Consider the following 23,769-nt stretch of genomic DNA (forward strand, 5'->3'; position numbering starts at 1 on the left):
CATGGATTCCGCGCCCGACCCCGCCGCCGTCAGGCCGAAGCCGCGCGAGCGGCTGCTGGAGACCGCGTCGGACCTCTTCTACGCCGAGGGCATCCACGCCGTGGGGGTGGACCGCCTGATCGCCGAGGCCGGAGTCCCCAAGGCCACCTTCTACCGCCACTTCCCCAGCAAGGACGACCTCGTGCTGGCCTATCTGCGCGGCCGCGACGCCGCCATCCGCACACGACTGGCCGCCGCCTCGACCGACGCCGGCGCCCCTCAGCAGGTGCTCGACCTGCTCATCGCCGGCATCCACGAAGAGTCCTGCGGGCCCGGCTTCCGGGGCTGCCCGTTCATCAACGCCGCCGCGGAATACCCGGACCCGGAACACGCGGTCCGCCGACTCATCGACGAGCACCGGGCGTGGTTCCGCGACGCCCTCGCCTCCCTGGCCGCCGCATGCGGACATCCCGACCCGCCCACCGCCGCCGCCACCCTGGTCATGCTGCGCGACGGCGCCATGGTCGGCGGCTACCTCGACCGGGCGGCCACCTCGGACGCTCTGGCGAGTGCCGTACACGCCACCCTGGGCGGACCGGGCCCCTCACCGACTTGAACCCGTCGTACGACTTCCGGAACCTGCGGGCATCCCAAGGCGTCGGAAGGCCTTCGAGCGCGAACCCGCGTCCGGGCGGCTTCCACCAGGCGGTGGAGGGCACCCAGTTGCTCCAGGCCTTTGCCGCCCCAAGGTTCGTGCGGCGCGTTTACCTCTCTGAGGTAGGCGCGCTGTTCGTTCGGAGCGAGAGACGTCAGTGCGGCAGCATCCGCCCCGACGGAGTCGGCTTCCAGGTGCGGGACCATGCCGGGCGGGACCCGCTCATCAAGAAGGACATCCACCTTCACGAGGAGGCCGAGCCGGAGGCCGAGGCCGAGAAGGCCCGCACCAGGCTCCGGCACCAGGTCGACGAGAAGCGCCACCCCGTCGCCGACCGCAGCCTTAGCGGGCCCGGATCGCGCTCGGGTGGCGCCCTGTCGAGGAGCCGGCCGTCCCGCAGACCGGAAATCGCAGGGAGCGTTACCCGGCCCACCTTCCCGAAGTGAAGGTGACGGTGATGAGCGTCATCAGCGGAACGGCGACGGAAACATATGCGCTCTTCACCCATGGGCGCCGCACGCTCCACGCTGCCAGCAGAGTCCACAGCGGCCACCAGAGGAGGGAAGCCCGGGGGACGGACATGTACCAGTAGGAAGTGCCGAGCGCCGACAAGCTCAAGCCTACGTAGGTGACCTCGGGCCAGAGACGTTGCCTCATCAGAACGGCGAGCAGCAGGATTCCTGCCGTCACAGCCACGAGTTCCATTTGGAACATGAACGCGTAAGGAGCCGACTGAGTGTAAGAGAAGGCCACCTTCCATGTGTTGAGCCAAGTCTGCCAGGGTTCGTGGAAACCGCGGTCCCAACCACGCTCCTGGGCATGCATCCAGGCCATCCAGTCACCTGTGTGTGCGTACAGATAACACGTGTAGGCGAGCACGGGAATGAAAGGAAGGGCCAGCCACGGCAAGCGGCGCGCTTGGCTGCGCGCCTTCCCGGACATTGCAAATTGCACCATCATGGCCGTCGCGAGAAAGAGTCCGCTCACGCGAACGGTACCGGCCGCGCAAGCCAGTACGGCCGCAAGGCGCCATTTGCCCTTCTTGGCCGCGAGCCATGCAGGAAGTGCCAGCGAGAGAAACAGCGATTCCGAATAGCCTGCCACCAAGAAGACCGAACAAGGAGATGCCAGCAGGAAGAATACGGAACGCGCCCCCACTTCTTGCCCGGGCAGCGTGGCCTGCGCAACGCGGCTCAACGCCAGCGCGGCAACACCCCCGGCCACGAAGGAAACGAGCAACCCGTCCACGCCCCAGTCGGGGATGACCGGATGGACACAGCGCAACAACAGCGGAAGGCCGGGAAAGAATGCCTCACGAGCGTCCTTGGCGGCCGCACCGTTCGGGAAATACCCCTCTTTGGCGATGCTGCTGAAGAGGGTGGCGTCCCATCGCGCCCAGCGGGACAGGATCGGGAGGGCGGGAGCGGATTCACCATCGTCGGCGAACAGCCATCCAGCGGCATATACGGTGATCCACACCCCTGCATGGAAGAGCAGATAAGCCTGAAGTACGACTCTGTCCGTGAGACTCAGGTGAAATCGCCGCCGGTCGACCCTCCCGCGCGTCGATGTGAATTTGTGCTCGATGAGTTGATTGGTCACCCTCACTCCCTGCGCGGCCGTGAGGCCACAGCCTAGGCGGGCAGTGCCGAAAACCCATGGAACGCTAGGCCAGTCGTGTATTCCCCCGGGAAGAGACACAAGCACCGAAACATTGCTGTGCAGGGCCGCTGCCCGCCGCCTCAGGGGCAAGCGTTGCTCGCTGAATGCTTCGCGACGTCAATCGCGGATCCGGTCGGGCCACCGGGGCGGACCGTTCTTCGCGGGGGCAAAGGCCCGAGTCGCCGGGATGACCGTCCAGCGTTCCCCGGGTCGCGAGGAACCACCATGCCGCGCCACCGTCGCGACAACCACCAGCAGCGCCGGTGGGAAGACGCGGACCGCCGTCGGCGCGCGAAGCTCCAGGCGCCGACCGACGGCCTGCGCCTGGAGCCCGACGAGCGCCGTGGCTCCCGGATCGGACCATCATCGGTCCGGGGCCTTTGCGCTGGTGTCCCCGGCGGGCGGGCCGCATGGTCCTGACCGTCGCCGCAGTTTCCAGAGACGAACGCCCACAGGTTCGAATCCCTCCTATGGTGAGGGTGTGGTGCTGCCGTACCACGGAGGAGTCGCGAGCATGACGAACACGGATGAACGTGCGAAGCGGGTCCGCGAGGTGCGACGCCGACTCACGCAGGAGGGGCCGCCACGGACGCGAGACCGAGAGGGGGACTTCGAGACCGTCACGGTGCCCGAGCAGCACTGCGACCAGTTGCGCGATCTGATGGTTTCCGAGGGGGCCGAGAAGGTTGTCGAGGTCGGTCTCGCGTACGCCAGTTCTGCGCTCGCCATCGGTGAGGCGCTGACAACCGTCAACCGTCCACTCCCCCGGCACGTCATCATCGACCCGTTTCAAGAACGCGAGTACTCCAACGCCGGCTGGGAGCTGTTGTGCTCTGCGGGGCTGGACTCGATCGCCACGCTCATGCTCGCTCCTTCGTCGATCGCGCTCCCGCAGCTCCTCACCGAAGGCTTCGTCGCCGACGCGGCATTCGTGGACGGCAGTCACCGGTTCCACGAAGTCTTCGTCGATCTCTACTTCCTGCGCAAGATCGTCCGCCCCGGGGGCCTGATCGTCGTCGACGACGACTGGTGGCCGTCCGTGCACACGGCGGTGCAGTACTACGAGCAGAACCTGGGATGGACGGTGGTCCCCGACGCCTTCCCCGGCGAGACGATCGGCGTCGGACCTCAGGGCGGACACCGGGCCCGGTGCAAGGCATATCGCTTGCCTGCCTCCTCGTTCGAGCCTTCCTTCGAGGACTTCCGCGCGTTTTGACCCCACCGAGGACAACACGTGCCGGAACGCGTCGCCACAGGCACATCAATCCCGGCTCACCGGCGGCGGGCTCCTGGCCGCGTCCTGACAGGCCCCCGATTGGCCAGGGGTCGCGGCCATCGCCGTAACGCCCGGCTCACGTCATGGCCGCGAAGACCCGAAGGAACTCGCCGCGCTGCACGAGCCCGATCCGAGCACTGGCCCCGGACGTGAGCAGCAGTGTCGAGTCGAGTGTCCGACTGCGTGCCAACGCGGACGGACAGCGGCGGACGAGCACGGACGCTTACGCACCATCGCAGCGGGTCAGAAGAGCACTGGCGCCCAAGGTCGGCGGCCGTCGTCGCCGCCCCGCCCGTCCCCCGCGGCCGGCTGACTCTGAAGAGCCTGCGCAGCATGCCGGAAATCTGTCGAGCCCGACCCTGCCGTGGCTCTGCCCTTCCCGCATGGCGCATGGAAAGACCTCGTACGTCTGCCTGCCCTGCCGGGCCTCGTACAAGCAGCCCTGCCCCGGATACCACGACCACGACCGGGTCTGTCCACGCTGCGCCGGACCACTGATCCATGTCGGCTCCGCCTTCGCGGCACCCAAGAGGCGGGACACCGCCGCCTGGCGCACCCTCTCCGTGCTGCTGTGCAGCAATCGCTGGTCGGCCCGTTACTCGTACCGGTACTTCAGCGAGTCCGCCTCCGCCTGCTCGATGTCGGCGATCGTCAGCTCCGGCATTCGCAACTGGGCCAGCGTCACTTCGGCCGAGGTCGGCTGGGCGTCCGCCGGCAGCCACTGCTCCGGCTTCCAGGCCCCGCTGCGCAGGAGCGACTTGGGGCAGTGCGGGTAGACCTCCTCGATCCCCAGCACCAGCGCACTGGCCGGCGGCTTGCCCACGGCGGTCAGCCGCGACAGCAGCTCCGGGTGGGTGGAGACGCAGGCCCGGCCGTTCACCCTGAGCGTCGTGGTGCGCCCCGGGACGACGAACAGCAGCCCGGCGCGTCCGGTGGCGACGACGTTCTGCAGGGTGTCCAGACGCTTGTTGCCGGTCGCGTCCGGTATCGCCACCGTCCGTGTGTCCAGGACGGCGACGAACCCGGCGGGGCCGCCGCGCGGGGAAACGTCACAGTTTCCCTCGGCGTCGACGCTGGCGACCAGGACCAGTGATGCGCATCCGATCAACCGTCGAGTCTGTTCGGTGAGTTCGGTCATCTGCTTGCGCACGGCGGCGGCGCTGGGGAGTTCGTAGACCCGGCGCAACGCCTCCTGGTCGGCCACGGCGTCGAGGCGGAGCGAGTCGAAGGCACTGCCGGCAAGGGGTGTCGTCATGTCTCGGACCCTAATGGGCCCACCTTCGATTGATCCTGGTCGGTGAGTGCGGGGGCACGGAGACACCCGTGCGAGCTGTCCGGTATGTGAAGATCAAACACGTCCGCGCGGCGCCATGCCCCATCCTGCCTGTGTGCTGTCGCGCCGGCATCCGGGCGAGTCGGTCGCAGAACTCACCCCGCGTCGGGTGGCACGCCGCCTTGTGGTCGAGCGCCTCGCCGAGCCCAACGAGGTCCAGGGCGCCGTCCGAAGCGGAGGGGGCGGCCATGCCTGTCGTGTCGCCGACCACACGAGCCGCAGGCTGGCCCGGCCGCTGAGGTGCGGCACGAAAGCGGGGCCGTCGATGAGAACGCCGACTCCGGGCAGCACGACCGCGCCCAGGCCGACCGGCTCGCCCAGGATGCGTGCCCTGCCGGTGTCCGGGGAAGAGAGGCCGACCAGCCATCCGCGTCGTGGAGGTCTCGCCCGCACCGTCCGGGCCGAGCAGGGCGCAGATCTGCCCGGCTTGCGCGCTGAAGCCGAGCCCGCTGACGGCCTGCCCGCGTCCGTACCGTGGGGACAGCTCGCGGGCGCAGATCGTCGGTGTTGCTTGTGCGTGCGCTGGCTTCCGCACCCCGGGGAAGGGGCCTCGCCGTGTCCTCGATCCTGGCTGACGGTGAGCCCTTTCCGGCGCACGGTCCGCAGCGGTCCGCTACGCCACCGCACCCCTTGCCGCAGCATGCAGCAGCGCCGGGTGGATCGAAGTCCACGTGTCGGCCGTGATGGTGGCCGATCGCCTCCTGGACGTCCTTCACGCCGGACCCGGCCGCTCGGGCCGGCGTCGCCGCGCATCAGCGGCCGAAAGCCCGTGCACCCTCAGGCGGTCGCGCGTCACACTGCCGCCTTGGCAGACCTCCAGGGCTGTGAAACGCTCGATGTGCGGCATGTGCACCTGCCATTCCGTTCCTCGTCTGCACGTCGATCCCGACCGAATGAGCCGGACTTTGTGTCGGGAGTTCATCCGGCACCGGGCTCCCGTTCGGGAGTAAGGAACAGGCCATGAGGACGACCGAGCACATTCACGACCGCGACGGCCACAGTGACCCCACCCTGTACCGCACTCCGGCGGACGCCGTCGCCGCACCCCCGGAGAAGCTCGCCTATGTCGTCGGATTCGACCCGGCCGCACAGCGCGCGGACGCCTTGTTCACCGTCGACACCGACCCCGAATCCGCCGCGTACGGCCGTGTGACCTCCCATGCCGAGCTACCCGACCTGGGCAACGAACTGCACCACTTCGGCTGGAACGCCTGCTCGAGCGCGCTGGCGCACGCCGGTCATCACCACGCTGCTCGCCGCTACCTCATCGTCCCGGGACTGCGCTCGTCCCGGCTGCACGTGTTCGACACCACCCCTGATCCCTCCCGACCCCGCCTGGTCAAGGTGATCGAGCCCGAGGAGCTGGCCGCCAAGGCCGGATATTCACGCCCGCACACACTGCACTGTGGTCCCGACGGAGTCTTCCTGTCCTGCCTGGGCGGCGCGGACGGCGCGGACGGGCCCGGCGGTGTCGCGCTGCTGGACCACGAGAGCTTCGAGGTCCTGCGTGCCTGGGAGAGCGACCGCGGGCCGCAGCGATTCGCCTACGACGTCTGGTGGCACCTGCGCCAGAACATCGCCGTGACGAGCGAGTGGGGCGCCCCCTCGATGATCGAGGACGGTCTCGTCCCCGAACTGCTGCTGGGCCGTCGGTACGGCCATTGCGTGCACTTCTGGGAGCTCGACTCCGGCCGGCACCTGCAGCGCGTCGATCTGGGGGACGAGAACCAGATGGTGCTGGAACTGCGCCCCGCGCACGATCCCGAGGCGACGTGGGGGTTCACCAACACCGTGGTCGACGTGGAGGACCTGTCGGCATCGGTGTGGTTGTGGAACCGGGAGGGCGAGGACTTCGTGGTCCGCAAGGTGATCACCGTTCCGGCCGAGCCCGCGCAGACGGCGGACCTGCCCCCGGCGCTGCAGCCGTTCGGCGCGGTGCCCCCACTGATCACCGACATCGACCTGTCGGTGGACGATCACTGGCTGTACGTGTCCGCATGGGGGACCGGCGACCTGCTCCAGTACGACGTGAGCGACCCGTTCCGGCCGAGGCAGACCGCGGCCATGCGCCTCGGCGGCATCGTCGGCCGGCAGCCGCACCCCGCCGAGCCGGACATTCCGCTGACGGGCGGAGCGCAGATGGTCGAGCTCAGCCGCGACGGGCGACGCGTGTACCTGACCAACTCCCTGTACGCCGCCTGGGACGAACAGTTCTATCCCGCGGGCATCGACCCGTGGATGGTCAAACTCGACGCCGACACCTCGCACGGAGGGCTCTCGGTCGACAGCCGCTTCTTCCCGCACGGCGCGGACTTCCTCGGCCTGCGCGTGCACCAGACGCGCCTGCAGGGCGGCGACGCCTCGTCGGATTCGTACTGCTACCGCCGCTGACGGAACCGGTTCGCCCTGGCACCGCACCTGTGAGCCCGCCGCCCTGGCAGGAAGGGGACATGCTCTCCGTGTCCTGGGCAGCGGCGCTGCGGGGGCCGGGACGGTCGGCGCCCCTCCTGGCCGCTGCGTCACGGACAGTGCCGGGCACCCTTCGCGGGTGGGAGGGGCAGTACGCCGCGCACGGGTCGGCCGCAGCCGGGGCCGGACCGGTTGATGGAGGTCACCGGAACCGGCAGCCGGCTGCCGGCTGCCGCCTTCATCTCGAGCGCGATGCCGCTGATCCCGCGAGCACGTCGTCCACGTAACCGTCCAGGCTGGAGTAGCGGTCCTCGCTCCACGCCGACAGATCGGAGCGGCCGGCTCCGACATGGTCGAAGAGCACCACCGTGAACTCACGCTCCAGCGCCGGCACCACCAGACGCCACATGTTCTGGTCGCATCCGAACCCGTGCGCCAGCATCACCGCAGGCCCGTCCGGCCGCCCGGACCTGGTTCCTGCCGCGCACGTCCATACGACTCATCCTCGCAGACCGGGGGCGTCGGGAAGCTGCGAGCAGCACATGGTGACGCCCCCTCCCCGCGATGACGGGCCCGCGGGGAGGGGGCGTGCTGGGCCGGGTGTCAGCCCATGGCGAGCATGCCTTCACGCAGGCCGGCCAGGCAGCGGGAGAGCAGGCGGGAGACGTGCATCTGGGAGACACCGAGGCGTTCGCCGATCTGTGCCTGAGTGAGTTCGTCGACGAACCGCATGTGAATGATCTGCCGGTCGCGCTCGTCCAGAGCGGCGATCATCGGGGCGAGCGCGTGGAAGTCCTCCACCAGTTCCAACGCCTGGTCGTCGACGCCGATGAAGTCCGCCAGGGCGGTCTCCCCGTCCTCGCTCGTGCTCAGGGCGGCGTCCAGCGAGGTGGAGTTGTAGCCGTTGGAGGCGAGCCGGGCCTCCACGACTTCCTCCTCGGGAAGACTCATCAGTTCCGACAGCTCCTTCACCGTCGGCGTGCGGCCGAGACGGCTGCGGAGTTCTTCGGTGGCTCGGGCGAGCTGGACCCGGGCCTCCTGCAGGCGGCGGGGCACGTGTACGGCCCAGGTGGTGTCGCGGAAGAACCGCTTGATCTCACCGACGATGTAGGGGATCGCGAAGGAGGTGAACTCCACCTCCCGTGTCAGCTCGAACCGGTCGATCGCCTTGATCAGGCCGATCATGCCGACCTGGACGATGTCCTCCATCTCCTCCGCGCCACGGCTGCGGAACCGGCCGGCCGCGTAGCGGACGAGGGACATGTTCATCTCGATCAGCGTGTTACGGACGTAGCTGTACTCGGGCGTGCCCTCTTCCGACGTCGCCAGCCGGTCGAAGAACGACCGGGACAGTTCACGGGCGTCCTTGGGGGCGACCTTCGTCGGGTCGGCAACCTCCGGCCGGCTCGCTGTCTCCGTGTCCGTACCGGACGCTGTCACTGTCGCCATGGTGCTTCCCTCCCCATCCGTTCCCCCGTGCGTCGTCGGCCCGCCACAGGCCGACGGAAGGCCGCGTACCCCCGCCACCTCGGACCATGCCCCGCACGGCGGCTGTGCCGTCGGCCGGGTGAGATCGGGCGGGTGCCGCGGGCGGGGATTCGGAAGGAGGGTGTGCGGGCTTCCTCCGGCGGTCGTCCGTCGCGTGACGGGTTTCGCTCGCACGGCATGCGCACAGGGCCCGGCCATGTCACGTGTCGGCCGGGCCCTGTGGAAGGGCGTGCGCTGTCCGGGTCGGATCAGGTCACCATCGGTACCAGCGCCCGCGGCTGCCGCCGGCGCCGGTGGAACGCACGACGAAACCGAGAAGCCACACCACCAGCACGGCGACGGCGACCCACCAGAGAACCTTGACGGCGAAGCCGGCACCGAAGAGCAGCAGGGCGAGAAGCAGGACGAGAAGCAGGGGAACCATGGTCGTTTACCACCTCCTGGCCGACCATGTGCCCTGCGTTCTGCCACTCATACGCCGGTCGGCGCCTTGTTCGTGCAGGGAAAGCCGGGGCACAAGCGGGCTACCGCGACAGCGGAACTCGGTTTCCCCAGCGCAGGCTTCGCACGAAGACCGGCACCGACACCAGGAGCAGGGCTCCTTCCACGGCCAGGCTGACCAGCCCGAGCGGTTCCGTCCAGTTGCCGACGTCGTCGCTGTAGTGGGGCAGTCCCGGACCTCTGGAGAGGATGTAACCCAGCAGGGGGCCGACTGCGACCCCGGCGGCGAGCAACCACCCCAGTCGGACGATTCCCATGAGGAGCAGCACCGCTGCGACCACGGCTGCGATCTCCAGAACGTGGTAGGCAACGCCGATGTAGTAAGGGTCTCTCGTCGTCGTGATGCCGCCCTGGTCCACGACATGGATGGCGGCGACCACAAGACACAGCAGGGCTCCGGCCCACCTGGCAACCCAGGTGTTCTCCGGCGTCGTCGCGGCGTGGTGTGACATGCGCAGGCACCTTCTCCGTCCTTCGGCAGCGCGTGTTCGTCGCGCCGCAGCCCCGTCTGCCCGGACGGTTCCCGGCACAGCGGCGTGCCGTACGTTCGTGTCAGGTCCAAGCCTCGGTGGTCGGCCGCTCCTCGTCGTCTTCAGCAGCGCAGACGAGTGATGAGGAGCGTTCCTGGGCCGATGGGAGCGCCGGGTGCGGCCGGGACCGGTGCCGCGTGAGCCCGGTGGCGTGCCGGCCGGGTCAGGCCAGGCCGAACCAGCCCAGAACAGTCTGGATCAGCAGGATCGTCGACATGCAGGCGACGCCGACGACCACGACCGTGGCGGCCGCCCGGTAGCGGGGGCCGTTGGCGGCGGGGCCGAGGACGGAGCGGCGGTTGGTGAGGACGAGCAGGTAGACCAGGACGATCGGGCTGATCAGGCCCTGCAGTACCTGGGTGCCGATCAGCAGCTGGATGACGTCGACCGGGGTCATCGCCACCGCGGCGCCCAGGATGATCTGCGCGGTGAACAGACCCAGGAACAGGGGGGCGTCCCGGAAGCTGCGCGACACCGAGCGTTCCACTCCTGCGGCTTCCCCGATGGCGTAGCTGGCGGACAGCGGGACGACCGCTCCGGCCAGGGCGGAGGCGCCGATCAGGCCGACGGCGAAAAGAAGTTCGGCGTTCTGGCCGGCGACCGGCCTGAGGGCCTCGGCGGCCTGGGCGGCGGAGTCGAGCGGGCCGCTGCCGCCGATCGCGGAGGCCGTGGCGACGATGATGGTCAGGCTGATGACGCAGGCGAAGACCGCGCCGAGGATCGCGTCGGCGCGGATGAGCGGGTAGTCGGCGGGCTTGGCGCCGCGATCGACGACGCCGGCCGCCGCGTAGAACTGCATGTACGGGCTGACCGTCGTACCGATCAGGGCGACCGCGAGCAGGATGAAGCTCTTGTTCGGCTCCATGTGCGGGACGATCAGGTGGTGGCCGACGGCTCCCCAGTCGGGGTGGCCGAGGATCATCGCGACGGGGTAGGCGAAGAAGGCCAGGGACATGAGGAGGAAGATGCGTTCGGCCCAGTGGTAGGAGCCGAACAGCACCAACGCCCACAGCAGGATCGCCGCCGGCGGGATGACCGCCCACTTGGGCACGCCGAGGAGTTCGAAGGCCGCGCCGATGCCGGCGAACTCGCTGACCACCAGGCCCGTGTTGGCCAGCAGCAGGCAGAAGACGGCGAGCGCGGTCAGACGGAGGCTGAACTGTTCGCGGATCAGCGCACCGAGGCCCTTGCCGGTGTGGGCGCCGAGGCGTACGGCCATCTCCTGCACCATCACCAGGGCGACGGTGACCAGCACCATGAAGAACAGGGTGCCGTACGTGAACTGGGAGCCGGCCGAGGCGTAGGTGGCGATGCCGGCGGCGTCGTTGCCCGCGTTCGCGGCGACCAGCCCGGGGCCCGCGATCGCCGCGACCAGGGTGATGCGCCGCCAGCCGGTACGGCGGACGGGGCGGCCCGTGGCCGTCGGCGCGGTGGCGGTGTCGAGGTCGCGGGTCACTGCAAGAACCTCCTGAAGTGCAGGCGCCCGCGTTCGGGCAGCATCGCGTCGAGCAGGTCGTCGGCCAGGATCCGGCCGATCGGGCGGTCACTGTCGTCGACCACCAGCAGGGAGGAGGCGCGGGCGGCGACCAACTGGTCGGCGGCCTCGGCGAGCGGGGTGTCCGCGCGCACGCTGACGGGCGGCCCGAACTGGGCCAGCCAGGACACCAGGTCGGCCACCGGCGACGTGTCCTCGGCCACCGCCAGGTCGAACAGCCCGACGTCGCACAGCAGCCGGTCCTGCTCGTCCACCACGGCGACGGCGTCGATCTCGGTGCGGTGCTCGGCCTGCTCGGCCAGCCGGCCCCGCACCACGGCGACGGTCTCGTCCCGGCGGGCGGTGACCAGAAGGGTGGTCATGGCGCCGCCCGCCGTGCCCTCCCGGTGCGTCAGCAGACGGCGCAGCTCCGCCGCCTCACCGGTCGGCATACGACGCAACAGCGCCTCGCGCTCCTCACGGGTGAGGTCGCGCAGGGCGTCGGTGGCCTCGTCGGGCTCCATCTCGTCGATCAGACGTGCGGCGTGGTCCGGTGCGGCCTCCCGCAGCAGGTTCTCCAGTTCGGCCGGTTCCATCTCCTCCAGCGCGTCGGCCGCCTGCTCCGGCTCCAGCCAGCCCAGCAGTTGCTGTCGCTCGCTGCGGCCGAGGTCTTCGAGGATGTCGGCGAGGTCGGCGGGGCGCAGCCGGTGCAGCGCGGTCCGCGAGGCGCGCAGGCGCACCTCCGCCGGTCCTTCGGTGGCCTGCTCGCCGAACGGGGCGACGGCCTGCCAGTCCAGCACCCGCTCCGGGGTGGGCCGGGCCTGCCAGCGACGCGGGCCGAGCCGGCGCAGCAGCGTGGGCAGGGAGACGTCGACGCCGACCAGCACCACCTTGTCGACCAGCGGCGCCAGGTACAGGTCGGCGGCGCGGGTGACCTGGACGCCGTCCACGTCGACGAGTTGGTGGTCGAGGACGTCCCGGGCGAGCAGCGCCTCGCCCGGGCGCCGGGAGAAGTCCCGCATGTCGATCCGTGCGGTGCGCAGCCGTACGTGTCCCGCGTGCACCTTGCCGAGGGCGTCCGCGGCAAGGAAGGTACGTCGGCGCCCGATCCGCAGGATCAGCCCGGTGACCGGCGGATACGGTTCCTCGCCGTAGAGCCGGGCGACCACGTCGGCCACGCGGCCGACCTCTTCGCCGGCCTGGTTGGTGACCGGCCCGCCGATCAGGCCGGCCAGCGAGACGAGGGAGCTGCGGACCGCCTTGGAGGCGGTGGCGCGGCGTTCCAGGGTGACCCGGCGGTCGCGCAGACGGGCCGAGGTCGACATGAGCAGAGTGTTGACGGACAGGATGAACACCCCCTTGCCCCGGCATGACGGGACATCGGGCGGCCGAGGCGGCGGACTCCCCCCGGGCACGCACCTGCGGCAGGCACGGCTGTGCCTGTCACGTGCCGTACGGCTGGACAGGTCAGTGGGAGAGGGCGGGCTGCCCCGGGCCGCGCAGGGACGGCGAGGACGACACGGAAAGGGGCCGACTATGGCCCGGACTACTGTCCATGCTCGCCTCCTCCCGATCCCGGCCGCGCTCGACGCTGCGGCCCTGCGGCAGGGGCAGCCGGGAGTGAACCCGGCGCACCCCAACTCGTCAGAGCTTTGGCACTCCACGGCGTGTCCCCGCGGTCGCGGGGAAGCCACTTGGGGTCACCCCTTGGGCCGGGGAGACCTGTCCTGATCCGGAGCGTCTCTCGACGGGTGGGATCAGTGGCCTGTGTCCGTGAAGACGCCTCACCGAACGAGGTGTCTCGTCAAACCGGGTCAACGATACGCCCCCGCCGACCCGCCCTCCCAATCCATGACCGGCGCTTGACCCCGCACCTACGGGACCGTGACCGTCTCCGCCTCGGTGGCGTGCGGGCCGAGGGGAAACGAATGGGACGCGTGATGCGCTGAGTGTCTTGGGACGGCGTGGCGGTCCGCCGGTCATGGGCCGGCCGGGGCGTGTCACGCGGTTCCCTCCGTTCGACTTGTGGCCGGTGATGCCACGTTTCCTCAGGGTGGGGCATGAGAACTGCATACAGAGGGCGGCGAGCGCGTCCGTCCGGGCTCAAGAAGCGCGCCTGGGTGGCCTTGGGCGCCGTCGTCGCGGGCGGCGGCCTTGCGGTGGCGGCCGTCGCGGTGGCCGGGCAGGTCACCGGTTCCGGGGCCGCGGCGGCGCGGGGACCGGTCAGGACGCATGTGCGCTCGCTGCCCCTGACCGGGTCGAACGCGTCACTGAAGACGCTGGGCGCCCGGTCCACGGCACCGTTCAGCATGGTGGGCGTGACCTGGACCGGCGCCCGCACCTCCCTGCGCGGCACGGTGGAGGTACGCACCCGTTCCGCGGCGGACGGCCACTGGACGCCGTGGCTGAAGATGCAGCAGCCCGACGACATCCCCGACCCGGCCGAGCTGAGCCGTCCCGGTGTGCGCGGCGGAATGGCGCCGATGTGGGCGGGGCCGTCCAACGGCATCCAGGTCCGCGCGGCAGGCGCGCACCGCACGGCCGCGCTGCCCGCGGGGCTGCGGGTGGACCTGATCGACCCGGGCAAGGCCGACACGGGTACCGGCACCACGGGCCCCGGCATGGCCCCGGCCGCCTACGCCATGGACGCGACGGCCACCGACACGGCGAGCGCGACCGACACCGCCACGCCGACGGACACGGCCACCGCGACCGGCACGGCGACCGCCACGGACGGCGTCACCCCGACCGACACGGCGACGGCCACCGGCACCGCCACGCCGACCGGCACTGCCACGGCGACGGACTCCGCGGGCCCCACGGCCACGAACACCACCTCCACCTCACCCAGCGCCTCGCCGACGTCCTGGCCGAGCCAGCTGCCGACCATGGACCAGGCGTACCCGTCCTGCCCGTCCTCCTCGGCCGGCCCCTCGGCATCGGCGTCGCCGGTGCCACCGGACCCGATGCCGGCCGCGACCACCTCGACGGTGGCGCCGCCGACCGTGGTCACCCGGGCCGGCTGGGGCGCGGACGAGTGTGCCCGGGAGTCGGGTTACCCGTTGTACGGCTCGGCCGTGAAGGTGATGTTCGTCCACCACACGGACACCACGAACGCCTACTCCTGCTCCGACTCCCCGGCGATCGTGCGGGGCATCTATGCCGAGCACCTCAACCAGGGCTGGCGCGACCTCGGTTACAACTTCCTGGTCGACAAGTGCGGCACCGTCTTCGAGGGCCGTTTCGGCGGGATGGCGCTGCCGGTGGTCGGCGCGCAGACGTACGGCTTCAACACCAACAGCATGGGTGTGGCCGCCATCGGCACGTACACCGACCTCAGCGGCGGCGACTCCACGGCCAGCGCCTTCGCCGGGGCCACGCCGAGCCGGGCGATGCTGGGGTCCATCGCCAGGCTCGCGGCCTGGAAGTTCGGCATGACCGGGGTGAACCCGGGCACCGGTACCGCCACCCTGCCCGAGGGCGCCTCCGACAGCTACGGCTTCACCCTGGGCACGAGCTACAAGTTCAACGTGGTCTCCGGGCACCGCAACGGCTTCGCCACCGACTGCCCCGGCAACCAGCTCTACAACGCCCTGAGCACGGTCCGCTCCTACGCGGCCGGTCCGGTCGGTGCCGTCACCGTCACCGGTGTGTCCGGCGGGGCGGTCAAGTCCGGTACGAGCTACTACACCAAGGGCGCGGCCACGGTCAGCTGGACGACCACCACACCGTCGCAGGTGATCTCCGGCTTCGACGTGCTGGTCGACGGCAAGGCCGTGGCGCACACCTCCGGTTCCGCCCGTTCCGCCTCGGTGTCGGTCGCCGCGGGCACCCACACCGTGCAGGTCCGTGCCACGCACGTCCGCGGCTCGACCACCCTGTCCGGCTCGGCGACCCTGGTCGGCGACACCACCGCACCCACCTTCCCGACCTCACCGGCTGTGAAGACGCGCACCGGAACGGTGAGTTCGACGTCGGTCCCGGTCACGGTGACCTGGAAGGCCGCCGACAACGCGGCGCTGGCCAAGGTCACGGCGACCGCGCCGTCCTCGGCGACCTTCGGACCGACCACGACGTCCTGGAAGACCGGCGCCAAGCCCGGCGCCTCGGACCTGTTCGCGCTGAAGGCGTACGACGTGGCCGGCAACAGCCACGGTGCCACCGTCTACCGGACGCCGTCGATCCTCCAGGAGACCTCCACCACCCGTACCGGCAGCTGGACCCACAGGAGCAGCACCAGCTACCTGGGCGGCTACTCCTACAGTTCGTCGTCCGCCGGGGCCTCGATCAGCTGGACCTTCACCGGCCGCTCGGTGGCGTGGATCGTCTCGCGGGCGTCCAGCTCCGGCCAGGCGTACGTCTACGTCGACGGCACCAAGGTCACCGAGGTCGACCTGAAGTCCTCGACCACCCTGTACCGGCAGGCGATCTGGACGAAGAGCTGGTCCAGTTCCGGCAAACACACCCTGAAGATCGTCGTGGTCGGCACCTCGGGCCGGCCCACGATCACCACCGACGGCATCGCGACCATCGGCTGACCCACCACCCGCCGTTCCGGCCCGCGGTTCCCCCGCAGGGCCGGACCGGCGGGCCCGCCGACTCCGCGTCCATCAGGCTCGTCGGTGCCCGGTGGCCGGGGGCCGTCGGGCGGCAGACCGGCCCTCATGTCCGACTCCTATGCGCAGCCGATCCTCAGGACGGCCGACAAGGCGGAGACGCTGCGTACGGTCGCGCGGCTGCTCGAGATCGCCGACACCGGAGAACACGAGGTGGTCTACGAGGCGGTGGTCTTCCTCCGCGTCGGCGCCGACCCGGCTCCCGGAGTTGCTCGTGCACCCCGACTGGTGGGCGGAGGGCGATCGGACCACCTGCCGGTCCGGATGCGGAGCTGGGCCGACGTCCCGGACGTCGTCGTACCGCTCATGTGCGCCGGCGGCACCGAACCGGCGGCGTTGCGCCGGGACTTCGCGGGCCGGCCGGCGGCGCCCGAGGCGGGCCACTGCGCCCGAGCGCCGGTGACCTGGATCCGGAGCATCCCGCGGCCGACCACACGGTCTTCGTGCACGTCCAGCGGATCGAGGCCGCGCGGGCCCCGTGGCCGGCCGCCCCCGTGGGACAGCGGTGATCGGCGACCTGGTGGCCGGCACCCCGCTGACCCGCCTCACGGCCTGACTCAGCTCACGGCGAGCTGCCAGACGAGGAGCAGGGTGCTCAGCCCGGCGGTGACGAGGGCGCCGCGCAGGGTGGCGCCCAGGCCGCCGTGGGGGTCCATCGGACTGTAGGGGCTGTCCGGGGAGACGAGGACGGTCATCGAGGAACCGGCCGGGGCGGGACGGCCGTACGGCGCGTTGACGATCTCGGCCTCGTAGCGTTTTCCGTCGATGGAGTAGCGGACGACCGGCGTGAGGAAGTACGCGCCCGGCCTCCCGCTCGCGGTGGCGCTGTTGTCGACCACCTCGGCCGCCAGCTCCAGTGCCGTCGGGCGGATCTGACGTAGCGTCACATTCTTTCGCAGTTCGCGCACAAGGGTGACGAGCGATGCCAGGAGCACCCCCGCCGTCACCGACATCCACACCATGGGGCATCTATAGCGCACCCCGGGAAACCGCGCGACACCGGGCGGGCCGTTCGCCGCGCGCCCGGCGCCGGCCGCCGCTCGGCGGACGTCGCGAAGGACGGATGCGGACGGTTCCGGTGCCCGTGGACTGGCCCGGGGCGCAGCGAGGCGCACACTGGAAGGGCGCCCCGGCAGGGCCGGGCCCATCGCGGACCACGACGTCGAGGCAAGGAGACCGTGATGGAGTTCGTTGTGACCGTGGAGATCCCCCAGGGTTCCCGCAACAAGTACGAGATGGACCACGAGCTGCATCGCATCCGTCTGGACCGGCTGCTGTTCACCTCCACCAAGTACCCGGCCGACTACGGCTACATCGACGGCACCCTCGGCCGCGACGGCGACCCGCTGGACGCGCTCGTCCTGACGGGCGAGCCCACGTTCCCGGGCTGCACCGTCGAGTGCCGGGCGGTCGGAATGTTCTGCATGAAGGACGAGCACGGCCCCGACGAGAAGGTGCTGTGCGTCCCCGCCCACGACCCCCGCTACAGCCATGTGCAGGACATCGGTGACATCTCCGGGTTCGACCGGCTGGAGATCACCCATTTCTTCGAGGTCTACAAGGACCTCGAACCCGGCAAGTCCGTCGAGGGCTCCCACTGGGAGGGCCGGGACGCGGCCTACGCGGAGATCGACGCCTCCCGCGCCCGCGCCGCCCGGGGCGGACACGACTGAGCGAGGCCCGCGCTCCCCGCGGGGCCCGTCTCAGCGCCGCATGGCCCCCGTCACCGCCAGCAGCACCACCGCGAGGACCTGGACGGCGACGACCACCTCGATCAGTACGGTGATCGAGTAGCCGTACAGGCCCCCGGTGAGCGCGCCGCCCGCAAGGCTCGCCGCGCCCACGACGCCGGCGAACAGGCCGTACGCGGTCGCCCGGCGGCCGCTGGGCACGAGGTCCGCGACCGTGGCGCGCAGGGTGGACTCCTGGATGCCCATGACCGCGCCCCACACGAGCGAGCCGGCGACCGCGACGGCGAGCGTGTCGGCGAAGGACAGGACCACGACGACCGCCGTCAGCACCGGCAGCGCGACGAGCACCCGTGGGCCGTACCGGTCGTAGAGCCATCCCGTGGCCAGCGCGGCCACGGCGTCCACGGCCATCGCCGCCGCGTACAGCACAGGCACCCACGCGGCACCCAGCAGATGCCGCTCGACCAGGTGGAAGGAGAGCACGCCGAAGGTCGCGAGACCGGCCGTGGTGGCCGCGGTGAACCCGGCGTAGGTCCAGAACGCCCGTGGCAACCGCCCGTCCCGCGCGGGCGGCGCGGTCGCGGCGGCTTCCGCCTCGCGTTCGTAGGCCTCCGGGTCCGGGACGCGGGCCCGCAGCCAGAACAAGAGGATCAGTACGGCGATGCCGGGGGCGGCGAGCACGCCGAGCGCGGGGCCGTAGTCGTTCCCGGTCAGCGCGAGCACGCCGGCCACCAGCAGGGGACCGACCAGGGCGCCGATCTGGTCCAGCGCCTCGTGCACGGCGAAGCCGCGGCCCCGCCCGGTGGCGGCGGTGGCGTGCGACAGCATCGTGTCCTTGGCCGGGGAGCGCACGGCCTTGCCGACCCGCTCGGCGACCACCAGCGCGCAGGCCGCCCACAGCGCCCCCGCCACGCCCAGCAGCGGCACGGACACGACCGTCAGGGCGTATCCGGCGATCGCCAGGCCCCAGAAGCGGCGGGTACGGTCCGCCAGCGGACCGGACACCAGCCGCAGGCCGAGCGCCGCCGCCTCACCGGCACCGGTGACGACACCGACCACCAGCGCGGACGCGCCCAGGGACGCCAGCAGCGGGCCGGTGATCGAGCGGGCGCCCTCGTACACGAAGTCGGCGAGCAGGCTGACGGTCCCGAACCAGACCACGAACCGCCAGGGTCCCATACGCGCCGCCCGGTCCGCCGCCCGCTTCCCGGAGGGGACCGGCTCCCCGGACGACTCCGGCCTCACGCCGGCACCACCCGGAGCCGGTTCACGCCTTCTCCCCGCCCCCGACGGGAGTCGCCCCGGTCGAACGAACGCGGTCCTCGGTGTCCGGCGACGACGGTCGCGACCGGCGGGTCCGCCATGTGCTCCCGGCGCACGATCTCCCTGTGGAGCCTTGTCACCGCTGCCTCCCGGTCCGTGGACGCCCACCACCCACCACCTTCTGCGCATCCACCGCGTACGTCGAGACCGTCGTCAGGCCCGCTCCGACCCCGAGCGCCGCCACGCCGCGTCGGCCAGCAGCCGCAGGCCGTTGAGGCCGACGACGACCGTGGAGCCCTCGTGTCCCGCGACGCCGAGCGGCAGCGGCAGGGTGCCGGCGAGATCCCAGAGGACCAGACCGGTGATGAACACCGCGGCGATCACCAGGTTCTGCACGACCAGGCGGCGCGCCCGGCGGGAGAGGCGTACGACCGCGGGGATGGTGGCCAGTTCGTCGCGCACCACGACCGCGTCGGCGGTCTCCAGGGCGAGGTCGGAGCCCGCGCGGCCCATCGCGACACCGGTGTGGGCGGCGGCGAGTGCGGGGGCGTCGTTGACGCCGTCACCGACCACCAGCACCTTCCGTCCGGCCTGCTCCAGCTCCCGCACCGCGGTGACCTTGTCCTGCGGGAGGAGACCGGCGCGGACGTCGGCGATGCCGACCTCGGCGGCGAGCCGGGCCGCCGCGCGGGAATTGTCGCCGGTGGCCAGCACGGGTGCGGTACCGGTCAGCCTGGCCAGGGCGGCGACGGTGGCGGCGGCCTCCGCGCGCAGCCGGTCGGCGATGCCCAGCACGCCCACCGGGGTGCCGTCGAGGGTGACCAGCACGGCGGTGCGGCCCTCCTGCTCCAGGCCGGTGGCCACGGCGACGGCCGCGTGACCGGCGGGATCGTCCAGGATGCGGGTGGGGCTGCCGACCGCGACGGCGCAGCCCTCCACCGTCGCGCTCACCCCTGCGCCCGGCGTGGAGACGAAATCTTCCACCGACGGGATGTCCAGACCGCGGGAGCGGGCGGCGTCCACGATCGCGCGCGCCAGCGGGTGCTCGCTGGGGTGCTCGGCCGCAGCCGCCAGCCGCAGCACGTCGTCCTGCGTCAGCCCGGAGGCGGCCAGCGGGCGGATGTCCGTCACCCTCGGCGTGCCCTCGGTCAGGGTCCCCGTCTTGTCCAGCACCACGGCGTCGACCTGTCCGAGGCGTTCCATGACCACGGCCGATTTGACCAGCACACCATGGCGGCCGGCGTTGGCGATCGCGGACAGCAGCGGCGGCATGGTGGCGAGGACCACCGCGCACGGAGAGGCGACGATCATGAACGTCATGGCGCGGAGCAGCGTGGACCGCAGATCGGCGCCGAACAGCAGCGGCAGCGCGAACAGGACCACCGTGGCCGCGACCATGGCGAGCGAGTAGCGCTGTTCGACCCTCTCGATGAACAGCTGAGTCGGTGCTTTGGTCTGGGATGCTTCCTCGACCATGGCCACGATCCGGGCGATGACCGAGTCGGACGGGTCCCGCTCGACCTTCACCCGCAGGGCGCCGGTGCCGTTGAGGGTGCCGGCGAACACCTCGTCCCCGGCCTCCTTCGCCACCGGCAGCGGCTCACCGGTGATGGTGGCCTGGTCGACCTCGCCGGCCCCCTCCAGCACGCGGCCGTCGGCGCCGATGCGCTCACCGGGCCGCACCAGGATGACGTCGCCCGCCGCGAGCCGCTCGGTGGGGACAGTCTCCTCGGTTCCGTCGTCCGCGAGCCGGGTGGCCGTGGCCGGGGCGAGGTCGAGCAGGCCACGTACGGAGTCGGCGGTGCGGGCGGTGGCGACCGCCTCCAGGGCGCCGGAGGTGGCGAAGATGACGATCAGCAGCGCACCGTCCAGGACCTGCCCGATCGCCGCCGCCCCGAGTGCGGCGACCACCATCAGCAGGTCGACGTCCAGGGTCTTCTCGCGCAGCGCCTGAAGGCCCGCCCAGCCCGGCTCCCAGCCGCCGGTGGCGTAGACGGCCGCGAACAGCGGACCCCACGTCCAGGCCGGCGCCCCGGCCAGATGCAGCGGCAGCGCGATCAGGAACAGCACCAGCGCCGCGGCGGCCCAGCGCGCCTCGGGCAGCGCGAGGACGCGGGTACGGCGCCGGGGCGCCACGGTCTCTCGCGCGGCCCGGGGCTGCGCCGGGCGGGTGAGTGTCGACGACATCGGCAGGGGGTCCTTCACCGTTCGGGTGGTCGCGGTCGGGTCAGACCCCACCACCGTAGCAGGAACGGATGAAGAGACGTTCATGTGTTCATGGGTGGTGCCGTACGATGGACGCATGGGTCATGGAGCCGCACCGCCCGCCGGAAGCGTCCCGCGCAGGCCTCTGGACGCCGACAGCGCCGCCAAGGTCGCCACCACCCTCCAGGCGCTGGCGACCCCCTCACGGCTGCTCATCCTCGCCCGCCTGCGCGAAGGCTCCCTGCCCGCGACCGAGCTGGCCGTCGAGGTCGGCATGGAACAGTCCGCCTGCTCCCACCAGTTGCGCCTGCTGCGCAACCTCGGACTGGTCGTCGGCACCCGGAAGGGCCGCTCGGTGGTGTACTCCCTGTACGACAACCATGTCGCCGAGCTCATCGACCAGGCCATCTACCACGTCGAGCATCTCCGCCTCGGCCTGACCGACACCGCCGTGACCGCCGGCGAGCCGGACGAGGCCGCCGTTTTGCGCGCGTGAGCGTGCCGGACGGCGGTCCCCTATGAGGTCAGCCGGTCGGCCGCAGGGGCCTGGAGGCTGCCGTAGCGCTCCATGCGCTGCCAGCGCAGCCGGGAGCCGGAGACGGCGGTGAAGAGAGACTGGATCACCACCAGGTACATCAGCTGCCGGTAGACGAACTGTTGCAGCGGCAGGCTCCACAGCGGGCCGGCCCGCTCACCGTCCAGGCGGAACGCGTACAGACCCATCAGGAGTTGCAGCAGCAGGAAGGCCAGCCAGAGCCCGGCGATCCGGACCGGGTCGAGGAAGAGCAGCCCGTAGACGGCGAAGATGTCCACCACGGGCGCGAGCAGCGGCAGCAGCACCTGGAAGAGCAGCAGATAGACCAGGCCGCGGCGGCCCAGTTTACCGGCGGCGCCGCGCTGCACCAGGGCGCCGCGGTGCTTCCACATCGCCTGCAGGGTGCCGTAGCACCAGCGGTAGCGCTGCCGCCACAGGGCGTTCAGGGACGCGGGCGCCTCCGTCCAGGCCACCGCGCCCTCCTCGTAGACCACACGCCAGCCGGCGCGGCACAGCGCCATGGTGAGGTCGGTGTCCTCCGCGAGGGTGACGTCGCTGACGCCGCCGAGGGCGAGCAGCGCCCGGCGGCGGAACGCGCCGACGGCTCCGGGGACGGTCGGCATGCATTCGGCGAGGTCGAACAGGCGGCGGTCGAGGTTGAAGCCGACCACGTACTCGATGTGCTGCCAACGGCCCAGCAGACCACCGCGGTTGACGACCTTGGCGTTGCCCGAGACGGCGCCGACCTGCGGGTCGGCGAAGGGCTGCACGATCGTGCGGACCGTGCCGGGTTCGAAGACCGTGTCCCCGTCGACCATGACCACCAGCTCGCAACTGGCCGCGGCCAGACCCGTGTTGAGCGCGGCGGGCTTGCCGGCGTTGCGCTGCCGGATCACCCGCACGCCGGGCAGGCGGAGCGATTCGACGAGGTCGGCGGTGCCGTCGGTGGAGCCGTCGTCCACCACGATGATCTCCACCGGATGGTCCGAGGCGAGCAGGGAGCGTACGGCCGCCTCGATCCCGGCACTCTCGTTGTAGGCGGGCACGATGACGCTGACCGGTTCGGTCACCGGCGGCCCCCAGGCCCGGCGGCGGCTCCGGGACCGCAGCCGCCGGTGCCGGCGGGCGGCGACGAGGACGACCGCCGCGCGCAGCACGCTGATCGCGCCGGCCGCGTACATCAGCACACCCAGCAGCCACACCACCCGGTCGCCGGCCCGCAGCACGTCGACCAGGGCCATGCCCTGAAGCCGGTCCCCGAGCCCGGCGGGCTGGACGGGTCCGGCCATGCCGACGGCGGCGCCGACCGTCGCGAACCGGAAGCCCCGGGCCTTGAGCCGTGGGATCAGGGCACTCAGCGCGGTGACGGTCTGGGACCGGTCGCCGCCGGCGTCGTGCAGGAGCACGATCTGCCCGGTGCGGCCGCGGGGAGTGGCGTTGGCGAGGATGCGCTGCACGCCGGGGCGCTGCCAGTCCTCGGCGTCCTGGGTGGAGAGCACGGTGACGTAGCCCGCCGCGTCGGCCTGTTTCAGGACGGACCAGTCGGCGTCGTCCAGGGCGTCGTTCCGCGACGAGTAGGGCGGTCTCAGCAGTGCGGTGGTCACGCCCGCGGCGCCGGCCACCGCGAGTTGCGTCTCCCTGAGTTCCAAAGAGCGCTGCCACGGCGCGAGACGGGCCAGGTCGGGGTGGGTGAAGGTGTGGACGCCGATCTGGTGGCCCTCGGCGACGATCCGGCGGACCAGCTCCGGGTGCGCGACGACCTGGGTGCCGACGACGAAGAACGTCGCGTGCACGTGGTTGCGGCGCAGGACGTCGAGGATGCGCGGCGTCCAGACCGGGTCGGGCCCGTCGTCGAAGGTGAGCGCCACGGTGCCGGGTGCGACCCGGGCGGTGTGCGGCGAGGTGGCGGCGTCCGCGACGACGGGCCCGCCGTGCACCACGCGGGCGGGTACCGCGTCGCTGCGGCCCCGGGCGCCCGTCACGTCGTCCGAGGTGATGCCGAACATGTGGTGGGTGTAGCCCTGCAACAGCAGGGCCGTCGACAGGGTCACCGCGAGCACGCTCAGCAGGAGCCAGTGGGTGCGGGGGGTGATCTGGCGGGCGCGGCCCCGGTGGCGGGCGGGGGCGGCGCGGTGTCGGCGGTCGGTCACGT

Annotated in this window: 18 protein-coding genes, 1 pseudogene and 1 riboswitch; of the genes and pseudogenes, 7 read left to right on the top strand and 12 right to left on the bottom strand. The window is 71.4% G+C overall.

Annotated elements, in window-relative coordinates; all coding sequences use genetic code 11:
- Position 1 precedes the first annotated feature (1 nt).
- Complete coding sequence (locus tag AC5WRT_RS01160) at positions 2 to 595, top strand: TetR/AcrR family transcriptional regulator (protein ID WP_496091736.1); 594 nt, start codon at positions 2 to 4, stop codon at positions 593 to 595.
- A 459-nt stretch (positions 596 to 1,054) separates the two neighbouring features.
- Here AC5WRT_RS01160 and AC5WRT_RS01165 read toward each other — a convergent pair whose 3' ends face one another.
- On the bottom strand, positions 1,055 to 2,236 hold the full coding sequence (locus AC5WRT_RS01165; protein ID WP_496091738.1) for a mannosyltransferase family protein: 1,182 nt from the start codon (positions 2,234 to 2,236) through the stop codon (positions 1,055 to 1,057).
- A 685-nt stretch (positions 2,237 to 2,921) separates the two neighbouring features.
- Between AC5WRT_RS01165 and AC5WRT_RS01170 the strand changes: the two genes are divergently transcribed.
- Positions 2,922 to 3,512, top strand: a complete 591-nt coding sequence (locus tag AC5WRT_RS01170; protein ID WP_496099844.1) for a class I SAM-dependent methyltransferase — start codon at positions 2,922 to 2,924, stop codon at positions 3,510 to 3,512.
- A 443-nt stretch (positions 3,513 to 3,955) separates the two neighbouring features.
- A pseudogene (locus tag AC5WRT_RS01175) lies at positions 3,956 to 4,144 on the top strand (deoxyxylulose-5-phosphate synthase); the annotation flags it as partial.
- A 23-nt stretch (positions 4,145 to 4,167) separates the two neighbouring features.
- Here the strand turns inward: AC5WRT_RS01175 and AC5WRT_RS01180 are convergent.
- Positions 4,168 to 4,827: an MSMEG_1061 family FMN-dependent PPOX-type flavoprotein gene (locus tag AC5WRT_RS01180; RefSeq protein ID WP_496091740.1), complete on the bottom strand. Its 660-nt coding sequence runs from the start codon at positions 4,825 to 4,827 to the stop codon at positions 4,168 to 4,170.
- Positions 4,828 to 5,865: 1,038 nt separating this feature from the next.
- Between AC5WRT_RS01180 and AC5WRT_RS01185 the strand changes: the two genes are divergently transcribed.
- A complete protein-coding gene (locus AC5WRT_RS01185; RefSeq protein ID WP_496091741.1) occupies positions 5,866 to 7,296 on the top strand; it encodes a selenium-binding protein SBP56-related protein in 1,431 nt (476 codons plus the stop codon).
- Positions 7,297 to 7,552: 256 nt separating this feature from the next.
- Here the strand turns inward: AC5WRT_RS01185 and AC5WRT_RS01190 are convergent, their stop codons facing one another.
- The 6 genes from AC5WRT_RS01190 to AC5WRT_RS01215 form a co-directional block, all read right to left on the bottom strand.
- Positions 7,553 to 7,756, bottom strand: coding sequence for an alpha/beta fold hydrolase (locus AC5WRT_RS01190; RefSeq protein ID WP_496091742.1), 204 nt, complete (start codon positions 7,754 to 7,756; stop codon positions 7,553 to 7,555).
- 161 nt (positions 7,757 to 7,917) lie between these two features.
- On the bottom strand, positions 7,918 to 8,763 hold the full coding sequence (locus tag AC5WRT_RS01195) for an RNA polymerase sigma factor SigF (RefSeq protein ID WP_496099845.1): 846 nt from the start codon (positions 8,761 to 8,763) through the stop codon (positions 7,918 to 7,920).
- Between the two features lie 292 nt (positions 8,764 to 9,055).
- Positions 9,056 to 9,226, bottom strand: a complete 171-nt coding sequence (locus tag AC5WRT_RS01200) for a hydrophobic protein (protein WP_496091744.1) — start codon at positions 9,224 to 9,226, stop codon at positions 9,056 to 9,058.
- Positions 9,227 to 9,326: 100 nt separating this feature from the next.
- A complete protein-coding gene (locus AC5WRT_RS01205) occupies positions 9,327 to 9,755 on the bottom strand; it encodes a hypothetical protein (RefSeq protein ID WP_496091745.1) in 429 nt (142 codons plus the stop codon).
- A 241-nt stretch (positions 9,756 to 9,996) separates the two neighbouring features.
- On the bottom strand, positions 9,997 to 11,289 hold the full coding sequence (locus tag AC5WRT_RS01210) for an NRAMP family divalent metal transporter (RefSeq protein ID WP_496091746.1): 1,293 nt from the start codon (positions 11,287 to 11,289) through the stop codon (positions 9,997 to 9,999).
- On the bottom strand, positions 11,286 to 12,632 hold the full coding sequence (locus AC5WRT_RS01215) for a magnesium transporter MgtE N-terminal domain-containing protein (protein WP_496091747.1): 1,347 nt from the start codon (positions 12,630 to 12,632) through the stop codon (positions 11,286 to 11,288). The genes AC5WRT_RS01210 and AC5WRT_RS01215 overlap by 4 nt, the downstream gene beginning before the upstream one ends.
- 303 nt (positions 12,633 to 12,935) lie before the next feature.
- A riboswitch (M-box (ykoK) riboswitch) is annotated at positions 12,936 to 13,110 on the bottom strand.
- Between the two features lie 257 nt (positions 13,111 to 13,367).
- Between AC5WRT_RS01215 and AC5WRT_RS01220 the strand changes: the two genes are divergently transcribed.
- Positions 13,368 to 15,845, top strand: a complete 2,478-nt coding sequence (locus tag AC5WRT_RS01220; protein WP_496099846.1) for an N-acetylmuramoyl-L-alanine amidase — start codon at positions 13,368 to 13,370, stop codon at positions 15,843 to 15,845.
- Positions 15,846 to 16,480: 635 nt separating this feature from the next.
- Here AC5WRT_RS01220 and AC5WRT_RS01225 read toward each other — a convergent pair.
- Positions 16,481 to 16,885 carry a DUF3592 domain-containing protein gene (locus tag AC5WRT_RS01225; RefSeq protein ID WP_496091749.1) on the bottom strand — a complete coding sequence of 135 codons (405 nt, stop codon included), beginning with the start codon at positions 16,883 to 16,885 and terminating at the stop codon, positions 16,481 to 16,483.
- A 219-nt stretch (positions 16,886 to 17,104) separates the two neighbouring features.
- On the opposite strand from AC5WRT_RS01225, the gene AC5WRT_RS01230 reads away from it, so the two are divergent.
- Positions 17,105 to 17,596, top strand: a complete 492-nt coding sequence (locus tag AC5WRT_RS01230) for an inorganic diphosphatase (RefSeq protein WP_496091750.1) — start codon at positions 17,105 to 17,107, stop codon at positions 17,594 to 17,596.
- Between the two features lie 30 nt (positions 17,597 to 17,626).
- Here AC5WRT_RS01230 and AC5WRT_RS01235 read toward each other — a convergent pair whose 3' ends face one another.
- Both AC5WRT_RS01235 and AC5WRT_RS01240 read right to left on the bottom strand, forming a co-directional pair.
- Positions 17,627 to 18,793: an MFS transporter gene (locus AC5WRT_RS01235; protein WP_496099847.1), complete on the bottom strand. Its 1,167-nt coding sequence runs from the start codon at positions 18,791 to 18,793 to the stop codon at positions 17,627 to 17,629.
- Between the two features lie 297 nt (positions 18,794 to 19,090).
- Positions 19,091 to 21,064, bottom strand: a complete 1,974-nt coding sequence (locus AC5WRT_RS01240; RefSeq protein WP_496099848.1) for a heavy metal translocating P-type ATPase — start codon at positions 21,062 to 21,064, stop codon at positions 19,091 to 19,093.
- 115 nt (positions 21,065 to 21,179) lie between these two features.
- On the opposite strand from AC5WRT_RS01240, the gene AC5WRT_RS01245 reads away from it, so the two are divergent.
- A complete protein-coding gene (locus AC5WRT_RS01245) occupies positions 21,180 to 21,578 on the top strand; it encodes an ArsR/SmtB family transcription factor (protein WP_496091753.1) in 399 nt (132 codons plus the stop codon).
- A gap of 20 nt (positions 21,579 to 21,598) precedes the next feature.
- Here AC5WRT_RS01245 and AC5WRT_RS01250 read toward each other — a convergent pair whose 3' ends face one another.
- Positions 21,599 to 23,767, bottom strand: coding sequence for a bifunctional polysaccharide deacetylase/glycosyltransferase family 2 protein (locus AC5WRT_RS01250; RefSeq protein WP_496091754.1), 2,169 nt, complete (start codon positions 23,765 to 23,767; stop codon positions 21,599 to 21,601).
- Positions 23,768 to 23,769: the final 2 nt, after the last annotated feature.

Source organism: Streptomyces sp. NTD91 (genome assembly GCF_059510455.1).

What these genes read in the sequence shown, in the direction of transcription:
- AC5WRT_RS01160 (WP_496091736.1), top strand. Translation starts at nt 2, where the DNA reads ATGGATTCCGCGCCCGACCCCGCCGCCGTCAGGCCGAAGCCGCGCGAG.
- AC5WRT_RS01180 (WP_496091740.1), bottom strand. Translation starts at nt 4,827, where the DNA reads ATGACGACACCCCTTGCCGGCAGTGCCTTCGACTCGCTCCGCCTCGAC.
- AC5WRT_RS01185 (WP_496091741.1), top strand. Translation starts at nt 5,866, where the DNA reads ATGAGGACGACCGAGCACATTCACGACCGCGACGGCCACAGTGACCCC.
- AC5WRT_RS01190 (WP_496091742.1), bottom strand. Translation starts at nt 7,756, where the DNA reads ATGCTGGCGCACGGGTTCGGATGCGACCAGAACATGTGGCGTCTGGTG.
- AC5WRT_RS01195 (WP_496099845.1), bottom strand. Translation starts at nt 8,763, where the DNA reads ATGGCGACAGTGACAGCGTCCGGTACGGACACGGAGACAGCGAGCCGG.
- AC5WRT_RS01200 (WP_496091744.1), bottom strand. Translation starts at nt 9,226, where the DNA reads ATGGTTCCCCTGCTTCTCGTCCTGCTTCTCGCCCTGCTGCTCTTCGGT.
- AC5WRT_RS01205 (WP_496091745.1), bottom strand. Translation starts at nt 9,755, where the DNA reads ATGTCACACCACGCCGCGACGACGCCGGAGAACACCTGGGTTGCCAGG.
- AC5WRT_RS01215 (WP_496091747.1), bottom strand. Translation starts at nt 12,632, where the DNA reads ATGTCGACCTCGGCCCGTCTGCGCGACCGCCGGGTCACCCTGGAACGC.
- AC5WRT_RS01220 (WP_496099846.1), top strand. Translation starts at nt 13,368, where the DNA reads ATGAGAACTGCATACAGAGGGCGGCGAGCGCGTCCGTCCGGGCTCAAG.
- AC5WRT_RS01225 (WP_496091749.1), bottom strand. Translation starts at nt 16,885, where the DNA reads ATGGTGTGGATGTCGGTGACGGCGGGGGTGCTCCTGGCATCGCTCGTC.
- AC5WRT_RS01230 (WP_496091750.1), top strand. Translation starts at nt 17,105, where the DNA reads ATGGAGTTCGTTGTGACCGTGGAGATCCCCCAGGGTTCCCGCAACAAG.
- AC5WRT_RS01235 (WP_496099847.1), bottom strand. Translation starts at nt 18,793, where the DNA reads ATGGGACCCTGGCGGTTCGTGGTCTGGTTCGGGACCGTCAGCCTGCTC.
- AC5WRT_RS01240 (WP_496099848.1), bottom strand. Translation starts at nt 21,064, where the DNA reads ATGTCGTCGACACTCACCCGCCCGGCGCAGCCCCGGGCCGCGCGAGAG.
- AC5WRT_RS01245 (WP_496091753.1), top strand. Translation starts at nt 21,180, where the DNA reads ATGGGTCATGGAGCCGCACCGCCCGCCGGAAGCGTCCCGCGCAGGCCT.